The sequence below is a fragment of the Pseudomonas sp. On1 genome (assembly GCF_033783325.1).
The window spans coordinates 123,175-136,700 of the sequence record NZ_JAWPOA010000002.1 but is presented as its reverse complement, the minus strand read 5'-3'; the positions used below and the strand labels follow the sequence as shown (position 1 = coordinate 136,700).

Here is a 13,526-nt window from a genome sequence, read left to right as displayed (position 1 = left end):
GATGTGGTGAAGAAGACGCTGTTCCAATTGCACTGGTTGCTTGGCATCACCGCCGGCCTGGTTCTGGCGCTGATGGGCATCACCGGCGCGATCTGGTCATTCCAGGAAGAACTGCTGCGCGCGCTCAACGCCGAGGTGCTCAAGGTCGAGGTACGCCAGGAAGGCGTGCTGCCGCCGGCCGAGCTGGTGCGTCGGGTCGAGGCCGCGCAAGGCGACCAGATCTCCATGCTCTGGGTCGATACCCGCGACGGCAACGCGGCGCGGATCTTCTTCACCCCGGCCCCCGGCGAGCGCCGTGGCGCGCTTCGCTATGCCGACCCGTACACCGGCGAGCTCAAGGGTGAAGTCGCAGGCCTTGGCTTTTTCAACCTCATGCTCAACCTGCACCGGTTCCTGGCCATGGGCGACACCGGCCGGCAGATCACCGGCGCCTGCACCCTGATGCTGATCTTCTTCTGCCTCTCCGGGCTGTACCTGCGCTGGCCGCGCAAGGCCCTGAACTGGCGGACCTGGCTGACCCTCGACTGGGCAAAGAAAGGCCGCGCCTTCAACTGGGACCTGCACGCGGTGTTCGGCACTTGGTGCCTGCTGTTCTACCTGCTGTTCGCCCTGACCGGGCTGTTCTGGTCCTACGAGTGGTACCGCGCGGGCCTCAACCGCCTGCTGGCCGACCAGCCTGCGGCGGGCGAGCAGAAACGCGGCGAAGGCCGTGGCGGTCGTCATGGCCCGCCCAAAGTGGACAAGAACGCCCCGCCTCGGGTGGTGGACTATGACGCCATCTGGGCCAACCTCAAGGCAGCTGCAGGCCCGGACCTGGCCACCTACAACCTGCGCCTGCCACCGGCCGGCAGCCAGCCCGCGACACTGTTCTACCTGCTGCGGGGCGCCGAGCACGAGCGGGCCTTCAACACCCTGACCCTCGACCCGGCCAGCGGTCAGGTCAAGCGTCACGAACGCTATGCCGACAAGTCGTTCAAGGCGCAACTGCTGCAAAGCGTCTATGCCCTGCACGTCGGCGAGTACTTCGGCCTGCCCGGGCGCATCATCGTCACCCTCGCCAGCCTGACCATGCCGCTGTTCTTCGTCACCGGCTGGTTGCTGTACCTCGACCGCCGCCGCAAGAAACGCGAGGTACGCGCCGCCCGTGGCGCGGTGGGTGATCAGGGCAACGCCGGCGACAGCTGGCTGATCGGTTTCGCCAGCCAGAGTGGTTTCGCCGAACAGCTGGCCTGGCAGAGCGCCGGCCAGCTACAAGCTGCCGGCTTGCCGGTGCAGGTCTGTCCGCTGGCCGAGCTGGGCGAAGCCCAATTACGCAATGCCAACCGCGCACTGTTCGTGGTCAGCACTTTCGGCGACGGTGAAGCCCCGGACAGTGCCCGCGGCTTCGAGCGCAAGGTCCTCGGCCAGCCGTGGGCGCTGGAGCACCTGGACTACGCCCTGCTCGCCCTGGGTGACCGCCAGTACCCGCACTTCTGCGGCTTCGCCCGCCGCCTCCAGGCCTGGCTCGGCGAGCGCGGCGCCACCTGCGCCTTCAGCCCGGTGGAAGTGGACAATGCCGACCCTGCCGCGCTTGCGCTGTGGCAACAGGAACTGACGCAACTGACCGGCACTCTTCCGGTCGCTGCCTGGCAACCACCGAGCTTCGGCAACTGGCGCCTGCTGCGCCGTGAACTGCTCAACCCGGGCAGCCAGGGCGCGCCGGTCTACCTGCTGGGCCTGCAGGCGCAAATGCCCGCAACCTGGGAAGCAGGCGACCTGATCGAGATCCTGCCGCGCAATGGCCAGCCCCGTGTCGATGCCTTCCTGGCAGGCCTGGGCCTCGACCCTCGTTGCCCGGTGCAACTCGACGGCCTGCAGGAAAGCCTGGCGCAGGCCCTGGCCAGCCGCCAGCTACCGGTCGGCCGCGAACACCTGGTGGGCCTGCATGCCCAGGCGCTGGTCGATGCCCTGATCCCGCTGGCCGCCCGCGAATACTCGATTGCATCCATCGCCAGCGACGGCGCGCTGGAGCTGATCGTGCGCCAGGAGCGTCACACCGATGGCAGCCTGGGCCTGGGTTCCGGCTGGCTGACCGAGTACCTGCCACTCGATGGCAGCGTCAGCGCACGCCTGCGTCGCAACAGCGGCTTCCACCTGCCCGGCGAATCGGTCCCCCTGGTGCTGATCGGTAACGGCACCGGCCTGGCTGGCCTGCGCAGCCTGCTCAAGGCGCGCATCGCGGCGGGCGAGCAGCGCAACTGGCTGCTGTTCGGTGAGCGAAACCAGGCGCACGACCTGCTGTGCGGTGAGGAACTGCAAGGCTGGGTGGCAAGCGGCGACCTGCAACGGCTGGACCTGGCTTTCTCACGGGACCAGGCAGAGAAGATCTACGTGCAGGACGTGCTGTTGCAGCAGGCCGCCGAGTTCAAGCGCTGGGTCGATGACGGTGCTTGCGTGTATGTCTGCGGCAGTTTGCACGGCATGGCTGCCGGCGTTGATGCAGCGCTGCAGGGCATGCTTGGTGAGGTGCGGGTGCAGCAGCTGATCGAGGATGGGCGCTATCGGCGGGATGTGTACTGACTGAATAAAGCATCAGGGCAAGTCGGGGCGCCGTCCCGACTTGCCCTGCGATGGGGTCAATGCAATTCGAAGGTATCGGCATCCATGTTGGCCGGGAACCGCGCCCGATACGCGGCCAGCTCCGCCGCCCGCAGCACCACGGTGAACACCCCGTCGGCCTCGCCCGCGCTGAGCAGGCTCTCACCCTGGAAGTCCAGCACCTGGCTGTCGCCGGAGTAGGCGAAGCCCTTGCCATCGGTGCCGACCCGGTTCACCGCTGCCACGAAGCACAGGTTCTCGATGCCCCGTGCCGGCAGCAGCCGGTTCCAATGGGTGCGCCGCGCCGCCGGCCAGTTGGCGGTGTACAGCAGCAGGTCGGTGTCCTGGGCATCGCGGCTCCACACCGGGAAACGCAGGTCGTAGCAGATCAGCGGGCGAATCCGCCAGCCCTTGAGTTCGAACTGCACCTGGCGCTCGCCCGGGGTGTAGTGCTTGTGCTCGCCGGCCATGCGGAACAGGTGGCGCTTGTCGTAGTGCAGGATCTCGCCATCGGGCCGCGCCCACAGGAGGCGGTTGCGGTGGCTGCCGTCGGCGGCCTGGATGATCACGCTGCCGGTGATCACCGCGCTGGCTTTCTTCGCCTGGGTCTTGAGCCATTTGTAGGTCGGGCCGTTTTCCGGCTCGGCCAGGCTTTCGGACTCCATCGAAAACCCGGTGGTGAACATTTCCGGCAGGACCACCAGGTCCACCTCACCGGCCTGGGTGATCAGTTCCTCGAAGTGCGCGTAGTTCGCCTCGCGGTCGTGCCAGGCCAGGGTGGTCTGCACCAGGGCGATTTTCAGGTTCGGCAGTTGGCTCAAATCGCGCATAGTCTTTCCGCTGCCTGGCGCAGCGTCTCCTCGCGTTTGGCAAAGCACAGGCGTACCAGGCGTTGCTCGGGGATGGGTTGCTGGTAGAACACCGACACCGGGATGCTGGCCACGCCATGCTCACGGGTCAGCCACAGCGCCATGTCGACATCGTTCAGGTCGGGGCGAATCTGCGAATAGTCCACCAGTTGGAAATAGGTGCCCGGGGTGCGGGTGAAGGTGAAACGCGAGGCCTGCAGTAAATCGCAGAACAGGTCGCGCTTGGCCTGGTAGAAGGCCGGCAGTTCGTCGATGTGCTCAGGGTGCTCGGCCATGAAGTCGGCCAACGCGCACTGCAAGGGCGTGACGCCGCAGAAGTTGACGTACTGGTGCACCTTGCGCAATTCGGCGCTGAGGGCCGGTGGCGCGACCACGTAGCCGGTTTTCCAGCCGGTGACATGGTAGGTCTTGCCGAACGAGCTGATGACGAAGGCTTTGCTGTACAACTGCGCGTGGGCCAGCACGCTGGCGTGGCGCACACCGTCGTAGATCAGGTGCTCGTAGACTTCGTCGCTGACCAGGTAGATATCGCGGTTGCCGATCAACGCGGCCAGCTGGTCCAGGTCGTCGCGGTTGATCAACGCGCCGCTGGGGTTGTGCGGCGAATTGAGGATGACCATGCGCGTGCGCGGGCTCAACGCATCGCTGAACTTCTGCCAGTCGATGCTGAAGCTGCCGTCGCGCAGCGGCACATGCACGCAGCGGCCACCGGCCAGTTCCACCGACGGCTCGTAGCTGTCGTAGCTGGGGTCGAAGACGATCACCTCGTCACCGGGGTGGATCACCGCCTGGATCGCGCAGAAGATCGCCTCGGTGGCGCCGGGGGTGATGGTCACTTCCTGGTCGGCATCCACTGCCACGCCATACAGCCGGGCGATCTTGGCCGCAACCTGCTGGCGCAGGGCTGGCAGGCCAGTCATCGGCGAATACTGGTTATGCCCGGCGGCCACGTGGCGGCCAACGGCATCGAGCAGGGCCTGGGGGCCGTTGAAGTCAGGGAAGCCCTGAGACAGATTGAGCGCACCGGTCTGCATGGCCAGTTGCGACATGGTGGTGAAGATGGTCGTGCCGACGTTCGGCAGTTTGCTGCGGATCATGGAGCCCTCTTTCCTGGGGTTTGTCCGGCACGGGGGTGGATCCGAGCATAGCGGAACGAGCGGTCAGGAAAAAGGTTGAAACAATAGGGGGATTGCGGTGGATCAAAGAGCCCTATCGCCGGCAAGCCGGCTCCCACAGGTATTGTGGCTTGTGCTTACGCTGTGGGAGCCGGCTAGCCGGCGATGAAGCCAGCACGGAATCAGCGCTTGTCGCGGCGCTTCTTCTCGGCCTTCTTGTGGTGCGACATCAGGCGGCGCTTCTTGTTGACCTGGCGATCGGTGAGGGTGTTCTTCTTGCCCTCGAACGGGTTGTCACCACCCTTGTACTCGATACGGATCGGCGTGCCGACCAGCTTGAGCACCCGGCGGTAGGTGTTCTCCAGGTAACGCGAGTAGGAGTTGGGGATCTTGTCGGTCTGGTTGCCGTGGATCACGATCAGCGGCGGGTTGGCGCCACCGAGGTGGGCATAGCGCAGCTTGATGCGGCGGCCGTTGACCAACGGCGGCTGGTGCACGCTGATGGCGTCTTCGAGGATCTGCGTGAGGCGGCTGGTCGGCCAGCGGGTGACCGCCGACTTGAACGCGGCCTGCACCGACTTGTACAGATGGCCCACGCCGGTGCCGTGCAGCGCCGAGATGAAGTGGATGTCGGCGAAGTCGACGAAGAACAGCCGGCGCTCCAGCTCAGTCTTCACGTAGTCGCGCTCGCCCGGCTCCATGCCGTCCCACTTGTTCAGGGCGATGACCACGGCGCGGCCGGCGTCGAGGGCGAAGCCCAGCAGGTTGAGGTCGTGGTCGACCACGCCTTCGCGGGCGTCCATGACGAAGATCACCACGTTGGCGTCCTTGATCGCCTGCAGGGTCTTCACCACCGAGAACTTTTCGACTTCCTCGTGGATCTTGCCGCGCTTGCGCACACCGGCGGTGTCGATGAAGGTGTACTTCTCGCCATCACGCTCGAACGGAATGTAGATACTGTCGCGGGTGGTGCCCGGCTGGTCGTACACCACTACGCGCTCTTCGCCGAGCATGCGGTTGACCAGGGTCGACTTGCCAACGTTGGGGCGGCCGATGATGGCGATCTTGATACCGTCTTTCTCGCTCGGGCCGGGGATGCGCGTGGCTTCTTCGCCTTCGGCGACATCCTCGTCGAGGGCTTCTTCCTCGGGATCACGGGGAATATGGCCGAGCAGAGACTCCATCAGGGCGTTGATGCCGCGGCCCTGGGAGCCCGCCACCGGGATGGCGTTGCCCATGCCCAGCGGCGAGAACTCGGCGCGGGCGATATCGGGATCGATGTTGTCGATCTTGTTGGCGACCAGGATCGCTTCCTTGTTCCGCTTGCGCAGGTGATCGGCGATCATCTGGTCGGCGGCGGTCATGCCGGCCCGGGCATCAACCAGGAACAGCACGTAGTCGGCTTCCTCGATGGCCATCAGCGACTGCTCGGCCATCTTCTCGTCCATGCCCACCTCGTCACCGGTGATACCGCCGGTGTCGATCAGGATGTAGGAACGACCCTGCCAGCTGGCATCACCATACTGGCGGTCACGGGTCAGGCCCGACAGGTCACCGACGATGGCATCGCGGGTCTTGGTCAGGCGGTTGAACATGGTGGATTTGCCGACGTTGGGGCGGCCCACCAGGGCGATTACGGGAACCATGCGGCTCTCCACTCTTGAATTCTTGAAAATGCAAAGGCCGCTGCAAGGCAGCGGCCGGAGTTCGGGCGGCGTTTCCTACGCCGCAACCTGAGCCCGCGAACGGGCCCAAGCATAGCTTCAGCGGATGGTCAGTGCCTCGAGTTTGCCGCTGTTGCCGAAGACATAGATGGTGTCGCCGACCACCAGTGGGCGGGCGCGCAGGCCATCGCTGTCGATACGCTCACGGCCGACGAAACGGCCATCGACCTGGCTGAGCAGGTGCAGGTAACCCTCGAAGTCACCGACGGCCACATAGCTGGAGAAAACTTCCGGCGCCGACAGCTGACGGCGGGCCATGGAGTCGTTGCTCCACAGCGAGCTGGAAGAACGCTCGTCGACGCTCTGCACGGTGCCCGACGCTTCGCTGACATAGACGTTGCCGAAGCCCTGGGCGACACCCACGTAGCTGGAGGCATCGCGCTGCCACAGCACGCGGCCGCTTTCCAGGTCCAGGCCGGCGACGCGGCCCTGGTAGGTGCTGACGTACAGGGTGCCACCGGACAGCAGCAGGCCGCCGTCGATATCTACCACGCGGTCCAGCTCGGAACGGCCCTGCGGCACAGCCACGCGGCTTTCCCACACTGGCACGCCGTTGCTGATGTCGACCGCCACCACCTTGCCGGTGGACAGGCCGGCAACGGCCAGGCGGTTGGTCACCACCGGCGCACCGGTACCGCGCAGGGTCAGTACGGCCGGGCTGTTCTCGTAGATCCAGCGACGGTCACCCGTGGCGGCGTCGAAGCCGACCAGGCGGTCGTCCTGGGTCTGCACCACCACCACGTCACCATTGTTGGCGGGCGGTGCCAGCACTTCGCTGGAGACGCGCGAGCGCCAGCGCTCCTCGCCGGTGCTGGAGTCCAGGGCAATGACCTCGCCCTTCAGGGTACCCAGCATGACCAGGCCATAGCCCACGCCCACGGCGCCGGAAACCGGCAGCTCGAGGTCCTTCTTCCACACCACGTCACCGGTGATGCGGTTCAGCGCGAAGACTTCGCCGTTGACGTCGGAAGCGTAGATGCGGTCGTTCTCGATGGCCGGCACCAGGGTGTTGTAGGTCTCACCCTGGCCGTCACCGATCGAACGGCTCCACTGCTTCTTCAGTACCACTTCCTCGGTGAACTTGGTCAGCTCGGCCGGGGGCAGTTCCTTCTTGCTGTTGCTGCTGCAACCCGCCGCCAGGACGGCGAGGGTGAGCACTGCTGCTTGTTTCCAACCCTTCACTTCAGGCGTCCCCTTTGGCCAGGTCATCCAGCTTCAGTTGCAGGCCACCGATCGCGGCGTCGTCGGACAGCGCGGCCTTGGCTTTTTCGTAGGCGCCGTGCGCGTCGTCGGCGCGGCCCAGCTGCACCAGCAGGTCGCCCTTGAGTTCTTCACGGCTGGCCAGGAAGGCCTTGTCGGTGTCGCCGTCGAGCAGCTTGAGGGCGTCCTCGGCCTTGTCCTGGGCCGCGAGCACGCGGGCCAGGCGCTGGCGCGAAATCTCGCTCAGGGTGGCGTCAGCCGGCTTGTCCATCACGCTCTTGAGTTCGCTCGCCGCGTCGTCCAGCTTGCCGCTCTCGACCGCCACCTTGGCGACGAACAGGCTGCCGTACTGGGCGTAGGCAGTGCCGCCGAACTCGCTCTTGAGCTTGCCGGAAAGCTCCGCCACCTTGCTCGCGTCAGGCTTGCCATCCGGCGTCAGCGAGGTTTCCAGCAGGGCCTGGTACAGCGCCGAAGCGCCTTGGGACTGGTTGGCCTGGTACTTGTGCCAGGTCTGCCAGCCCATCACCACCACACCGGCCAGCAGGGCGCCGGTCAGCAGTGGCTTGCCGTTGCGGTTCCACCAGTCCTTGGCCGCTGCCAGGCCTTCATCATCGGTACTCGACACCCCAATACTCCTATTCGCCTATTCGTTGTCGGACCGCATCACGCCTGGGCGATCGCGGTTTCCAGGTGCGCAGCAAGCGCATCCCAGGCAATGTTCTGTTGTTCGCCCTGGCCACGCAGGGGCTTCACGCCAATCTCTTGCTTGGCCAGCTCGTCGTCGCCGAGGATCAGGGCGAACAGCGCGCCGCTCTTGTCGGCCTTCTTGAACTGGTTCTTGAAGTTGCCGCCACCGGCGTTGACCGCCAGGCGCAGGTTCGGCAGACGATCACGCAGCTGCTCGCTGATCTTCAGCCCGGCAAGCTCGGCCTGCTCCCCAAAGGCGCACAGGTAGACGTCGATGGTACGGCTGATCGACTCAGGCACCTGGCCGAGGGTTTCGATCAGCAGCAGCAGGCGCTCGATACCCATGGCAAAGCCAACGCCAGCGGTCGGCTTGCCGCCCATCTGCTCGACCAAGCCGTCGTAACGCCCGCCGGCGCAGACCGTGCCTTGGGCACCGAGCTTGTCGGTAACCCACTCGAATACGGTCTTGCTGTAGTAGTCCAGGCCGCGTACCAGCTTGGTATTGATCACGAACGGGATGCCAGCAGCGTCAAGACGCGCCTTCACACCCTCGAAATGCACGCGGGACTCTTCGTCCAGGTACTCTTCGAGCTTCGGCGCGCCCACCAGGGCGGCCTGGGTGCCTGCGTTCTTGCTGTCGAGGATACGCAGCGGATTGCTCTTCAGGCGGCGCTGGCTGTCTTCGTCCAGCTGATCAATGCGCTGGGACAGGAACTCCACCAGTGCATCGCGATAACGCCCGCGGGCTTCGCTGGTGCCAAGGCTGTTGAGCTCCAGGGTCACTGCGTCCTGGATACCCAGCAACGCCCAGAGGCGCCAGGTGAGCATGATCAGTTCGGCGTCGATATCCGGGCCGGCCAGGTTGAACACCTCGACACCGATCTGGTGGAACTGCCGGTAGCGTCCCAGTTGCGGGCGCTCGTGGCGGAACATCGGGCCCACGTACCAGAGCTTCTGCACCTGGCCATTACCGATGATGCCGTGTTCGAGCACTGCGCGCACGCAAGCGGCGGTGCCTTCCGGGCGCAAGGTAAGCGAGTCCTTGTTATCCTGGAAGGTGTACATCTCCTTCTCGACGATATCGGTGACTTCACCGATCGAGCGCTTGAACAGCTCGGTGAACTCGACAATCGGCGTGCGGATCTGGCTGTAGCCGTAGCTGTCCAGCAAGCCAGCCACGGTGCCCTCGAAGTAGCGCCACAGCGGCGACTGGTCGGGCAGGATGTCGTTCATGCCACGGATGGCTTGCAGCGATTTGCTCACGAATAGTCCTTACGAATCTGTGTCTCAGCCGCGGGCGATCAGCGCCGCGTCGGCCTCGGCCTTCTCGGCCGCTTTCTGGCGAATGAGCTTTTCCAGCTCGTCGACCAGGTTGTCGTTATTCAGCTTCTGCGATGGCTTGCCGTCGATGTACACCAGGTTCGGCGTGCCGCCGGTCAAGCCCACGTGCGATTCCTTGGCTTCGCCCGGGCCGTTGACCACGCAACCGATCACCGCCACGTCCAGCGGCACCAGCAGGTCCTCCAGGCGCCCTTCCAGTTCGTTCATGGTCTTGACCACATCGAAGTTCTGCCGCGAGCAGCTCGGGCAGGCGATGAAGTTGATGCCACGGGAACGCAGGTGCAGCGACTTGAGGATGTCGTAGCCGACCTTCACTTCCTCGACCGGATCGGCGGCCAGGGAAATGCGGATGGTGTCACCGATGCCTTCGGCCAGCAGCATACCTAGGCCGACGGCGGATTTCACCGTCCCCGAGCGCAGGCCACCGGCTTCGGTGATGCCCAGGTGCAGCGGCTGGATGATCTGCCTGGCCAACAGGCGATAGGCTTCGACGGCCATGAACACGTCGGAGGCCTTGACGCTGACCTTGAAGTCCTGGAAATCCAGGCGGTCGAGGTGCTCGACGTGACGCAGGGCCGATTCGACCAGCGCCGCCGGGGTCGGCTCGCCGTACTTCTTCTGCAGGTCCTTTTCCAGGGAGCCGGCGTTGACGCCGATGCGGATCGGGATACCACGGTCGCGGGCGGCATCGACCACGGCGCGGACACGGTCTTCACGGCCGATGTTGCCCGGGTTGATGCGCAGGCAGTCGACACCCAGCTCGGCCACGCGCAGGGCGATCTTGTAGTCGAAGTGGATATCGGCGACCAGCGGCACGCTGACCAGTTTCTTGATTTTGCCGAACGCCTCGGCGGCGTCCATGTCCGGTACCGAGACACGGACGATGTCCACGCCGGCATCGACCAGGCGCTGGATCTGCGCCACGGTGGCGGCGACATCGTTGGTGTCGGTGTTGGTCATGCTCTGCACCGCGATGGGCGCATCACCACCCACCGGCACATTGCCGACCCAGATCTTGCGGGATTCGCGACGTTTGATCGGAGATTCGCCGTGCATGACTTACTGTCCCAACTTCAGGCGAGCGGTTTCGCCACTGGTGAACGGGGCGACATCGACCGCCTGGCCGTTGTAGCTCACCTGGGCGCCGCGGGCGAAGCCCAGGCGCACCGCGAACGGTGGCTTGCCGGTCAGTTCCAGGCTGTCGCCCTTGCGCTTGATGGCGCTGAACAGCACCTTGCCGTTGCCGTCGGTGACCTGGGTCCAGCAATCGGCGGTGAATTGGATATGAACCTTGGCGCTGCCGGCCGGGGCCGGTGCGGCTTCAGCGGGTGCAGTCGGTGCGACCGCAGCGGCGGCGGCTGGCGCGGTGGCGGCAGGCACGGCGGGGGTGGCTGGCGCGACAACCGGTGCCACAGGCGCGGCGGCAGTCGGCGCGGCGCTGGTGGCTGGCGTGGCAGGCGCAACGGAGACGACTGGCGCCTGGGCCTCAGCGACCGGCGCCTGCTCGGCACTGCTCGGTTCCAGCGGCAGGGCCTGGCCTTCGGCCTGCTGGCCCTCGCTCACGGCCTGGTCTTCCGGTTCGTCCAGCGGGTGAATCTGCGTGGTGCCGTCGGCGCTCTCGACCTCGACGTGCTCCAGGGCGATCTTGGCCAGGTCCTTGCCGCGCAGGCTGCTCTGGTCCTGCCACCAGAAGAAACCACCGCCGACCACGGCGACCAGCAGCAACAGGCTGACCACGCGCAGGATGTTGTGCGACAGGCGCACCGGCTCTTCGATGCGGCCGAGAGCATGCACCTCACTGCCTTTGGCGTGGGTCCCGGTGATCTGGTCGAAGGCCTCGACCAGGGGCGCCTGGTCCATGTCCATCAGCTTGGCATAGGCGCGGATGTAGCCACGGGCGAAGGTATGCCCGGGCAGCTTGTCGAAGGCGCCGTTTTCCAGGTTGTTCAGCGAAGATACCGTGAGGTTGAGCTTGCGAGCGACCTCAGCCTGGCTCCAATCGCGGTTTTCGCGGGCCTGGCGCAAGACGTCACCGGGGTTCTGGCGAGTCGCTGCTGCTACTTCAGTGTGCGCGGCTTTCATCGTTGCTCCGACAGGTATTGCTGATATTCCGGCGTACCGGGATAAAGTCGTTGTAATTGCTGGCCCAAGCGGGCTGCGGTGCCCTGCTCGTCAAGGGCAAGTGCCAGGCGATGGCCCAGCAGCAGGCTGCGGGCATTCTGGTCGCTCAGCTGGCTGAATCGATCGTAGTAATTCCGGGCCGGCACATAATGCCTGTTTTCGTAGGACAACTCAGCCATTTCGAGCAAAGCCTTCGGTTGCCGCTGATTGAGCCGAAGGGCCTTTTCCAGATATTCGCGGGCCTGAGCGCCCTGCCCGCGCTTCAAGGCGGTGAGCCCGAGGTTCTCGTAGACGCGCGAACGCTCAGGATACAGGGTATCGGCGGCAGCCTGGAGGAACATCGCGTGGGCTTCGTCGAAATGGCCCTGAGCATATAGGAAACCGCCGTAGTTGTTGCGGATTCGCGTGTCATCCGGGCGGATGGCCAGGGCTTTTTCGAAATGCTCGCCGGCCAGGGCGGGCTCATCCTCGGCCTGGAATACCAGGGCGAGCGCGGCATGGGCGTCGGCGTCACGGGCATCGAGGGCCAGGGCCTTGGCCAAGGGAACCTTGGCGCGTTCGGTCAAACCTTGTTGCAAATACCCTAGGCCCAACTGCACATAGGCCTGCCGGGCCGCTTCGCGCCCCTGGCGGTTGGCCAGGGGATCACCCGCGCCGCCGGACACGCAGCCGGCCAGCAGCGAAAGCGTCAGGATCGACAGCGCGGTGCGCAGGCTCATGGGGCAGTGGCTCGTCAGGGGCGCACGGCGCTGTCTTGCGGCTCGTCGGCAGCCAGCTGACGTACGGCGATGTAGCGCTCGCTACGCCGGGTCCGGTCGTTGACCTGGCCCACCAGCTGACCGCACGCGGCGTCGATGTCATCACCGCGGGTGGTGCGCGTGGTCACGTTGAAGCCGCCGTGATGCAGCAGGTCCTGGAAGCGGCGGATGGCATTGTTGCTCGGCCGCTCGTAGCCGGAGTGCGGGAACGGGTTGAACGGGATCAGGTTGATCTTGCACGGCACATCACGCAGCAGCTCGATCATCTGCGCGGCGTGCTCGGGCTGGTCGTTGACGTCCTTGAGCAGGGTGTACTCGATGGTCAGCACGCGCTTGCCGCCGAGGGTGGACATATAGCCCATGCACGACTCCAGCAGCATCTTCAGCGGGTACTTCTTGTTGATCGGCACCAGCTTGTTGCGCAGCTCGTCGTTCGGCGCGTGCAGCGACAGGGCCAGGGACACGTCGATGTGCTTGGCCAGCTCGTCGATCATCGGTACCACGCCCGAGGTGGACAGGGTCACGCGACGCTTGGAAATGCCATAGCCCAGATCTTCCATCATGATCTTCATGGCGGCGATGACATTGTCGAAATTCAGCAGGGGTTCGCCCATGCCCATCATGACCACGTTGGTAATCGCGCGGTCGATCTTGGCCGGGACGGTCCCGAAGGATTTGTTGGCAAGCCACACCTGGCCTATCACTTCGGCGGCGGTGAGGTTGCTGTTGAAGCCTTGCTTGCCGGTGGAGCAGAAACTGCAGTCCAGGGCGCAGCCGGCTTGCGACGACACGCAGAGGGTGCCGCGATCGTCGGTGGGGATGTAGACGGTCTCGACGCAGCTGCCAGAGGCAACGCGGACCACCCACTTGCGGGTACCGTCGGCGGAAATATCTTCGCTGACCACTTCCGGGCCCCGAATCTCGGCAACGGCCTCGAGCTTTTCGCGCAAGACCTTGCCGACGTTCGTCATGGCGGCGAAATCATCGACGCCATAATGGTGAATCCATTTCATCACCTGACCGGCACGGAAGCGCTTCTCCCCGATTGAGTCGAAGAACTGTTCCATTTCCGCCAGGGTCAGCCCCAGCAGGTTGATCTTGTCAGTCGATGTCGTCATGGATTCACCCTCACTC

At 65.1% G+C, this 13,526-nt stretch carries 11 protein-coding genes; 1 reads left to right on the top strand and 10 read right to left on the bottom strand.

Translation table 11 applies throughout. The annotated features are described in order from the left end of the window. Positions 1–3: 3 nt before the first annotated feature. Positions 4–2,559: a sulfite reductase flavoprotein subunit alpha gene (locus R5C80_RS02895; RefSeq protein WP_319049780.1), complete on the top strand. Its 2,556-nt coding sequence runs from the start codon at positions 4–6 to the stop codon at positions 2,557–2,559. Positions 2,560–2,615: 56 nt separating this feature from the next. On the opposite strand, the gene R5C80_RS02890 is transcribed toward R5C80_RS02895, so the two are convergent. The 10 genes from R5C80_RS02890 to rlmN all read right to left on the bottom strand — a co-directional run bounded on the left by R5C80_RS02890 (position 2,616) and on the right by rlmN (position 13,510). Continuing rightward, entirely contained in the window at positions 2,616–3,407 is a 792-nt protein-coding gene (locus tag R5C80_RS02890) for an amidohydrolase (RefSeq protein WP_263160164.1), read from the bottom strand. Then, on the bottom strand, positions 3,395–4,543 hold the full coding sequence (locus R5C80_RS02885) for a pyridoxal phosphate-dependent aminotransferase (protein WP_023630728.1): 1,149 nt from the start codon (positions 4,541–4,543) through the stop codon (positions 3,395–3,397). Before R5C80_RS02885 ends, R5C80_RS02890 begins: the two co-directional genes overlap by 13 nt. 200 nt (positions 4,544–4,743) lie before the next feature. Continuing rightward, positions 4,744–6,207: a ribosome biogenesis GTPase Der gene (gene der, locus R5C80_RS02880; protein ID WP_023630727.1), complete on the bottom strand. Its 1,464-nt coding sequence runs from the start codon at positions 6,205–6,207 to the stop codon at positions 4,744–4,746. A gap of 117 nt (positions 6,208–6,324) precedes the next feature. Further along, entirely contained in the window at positions 6,325–7,494 is a 1,170-nt protein-coding gene (bamB, locus tag R5C80_RS02875) for an outer membrane protein assembly factor BamB (RefSeq protein ID WP_094011722.1), read from the bottom strand. Then, a complete protein-coding gene (locus R5C80_RS02870) occupies positions 7,469–8,110 on the bottom strand; it encodes a tetratricopeptide repeat protein (protein WP_038706767.1) in 642 nt (213 codons plus the stop codon). Before R5C80_RS02870 ends, bamB begins: the two co-directional genes overlap by 26 nt. 38 nt (positions 8,111–8,148) lie before the next feature. Further along, a complete protein-coding gene (gene hisS / locus R5C80_RS02865) occupies positions 8,149–9,435 on the bottom strand; it encodes a histidine--tRNA ligase (protein WP_038706768.1) in 1,287 nt (428 codons plus the stop codon). A gap of 24 nt (positions 9,436–9,459) precedes the next feature. Next, a complete protein-coding gene (gene ispG, locus R5C80_RS02860; RefSeq protein ID WP_023630055.1) occupies positions 9,460–10,569 on the bottom strand; it encodes a flavodoxin-dependent (E)-4-hydroxy-3-methylbut-2-enyl-diphosphate synthase in 1,110 nt (369 codons plus the stop codon). A gap of 3 nt (positions 10,570–10,572) precedes the next feature. Continuing rightward, complete coding sequence (locus R5C80_RS02855; RefSeq protein WP_094011723.1) at positions 10,573–11,595, bottom strand: helix-turn-helix domain-containing protein; 1,023 nt, start codon at positions 11,593–11,595, stop codon at positions 10,573–10,575. Then, positions 11,592–12,353 (bottom strand): type IV pilus biogenesis/stability protein PilW, encoded by a 762-nt coding sequence (pilW, locus tag R5C80_RS02850; protein WP_110604812.1) that lies wholly within the window; start codon positions 12,351–12,353, stop codon positions 11,592–11,594. The genes R5C80_RS02855 and pilW overlap by 4 nt, the downstream gene beginning before the upstream one ends. 14 nt (positions 12,354–12,367) lie before the next feature. Next, positions 12,368–13,510, bottom strand: coding sequence for a 23S rRNA (adenine(2503)-C(2))-methyltransferase RlmN (gene rlmN / locus R5C80_RS02845; protein ID WP_110604813.1), 1,143 nt, complete (start codon positions 13,508–13,510; stop codon positions 12,368–12,370). Positions 13,511–13,526 lie beyond the last annotated feature (16 nt).

Excerpts from the sequence above, each read along its gene's own strand:
- R5C80_RS02890 (WP_263160164.1), bottom strand. The coding sequence starts at position 3,407 with ATGCGCGATTTGAGCCAACTGCCGAACCTGAAAATCGCCCTGGTGCAG.
- bamB (WP_094011722.1), bottom strand. The coding sequence starts at position 7,494 with ATGACCTGGCCAAAGGGGACGCCTGAAGTGAAGGGTTGGAAACAAGCA.
- pilW (WP_110604812.1), bottom strand. The coding sequence starts at position 12,353 with ATGAGCCTGCGCACCGCGCTGTCGATCCTGACGCTTTCGCTGCTGGCC.
- R5C80_RS02855 (WP_094011723.1), bottom strand. The coding sequence starts at position 11,595 with ATGAAAGCCGCGCACACTGAAGTAGCAGCAGCGACTCGCCAGAACCCC.
- ispG (WP_023630055.1), bottom strand. The coding sequence starts at position 10,569 with ATGCACGGCGAATCTCCGATCAAACGTCGCGAATCCCGCAAGATCTGG.
- rlmN (WP_110604813.1), bottom strand. The coding sequence starts at position 13,510 with ATGACGACATCGACTGACAAGATCAACCTGCTGGGGCTGACCCTGGCG.
- R5C80_RS02885 (WP_023630728.1), bottom strand. The coding sequence starts at position 4,543 with ATGATCCGCAGCAAACTGCCGAACGTCGGCACGACCATCTTCACCACC.
- der (WP_023630727.1), bottom strand. The coding sequence starts at position 6,207 with ATGGTTCCCGTAATCGCCCTGGTGGGCCGCCCCAACGTCGGCAAATCC.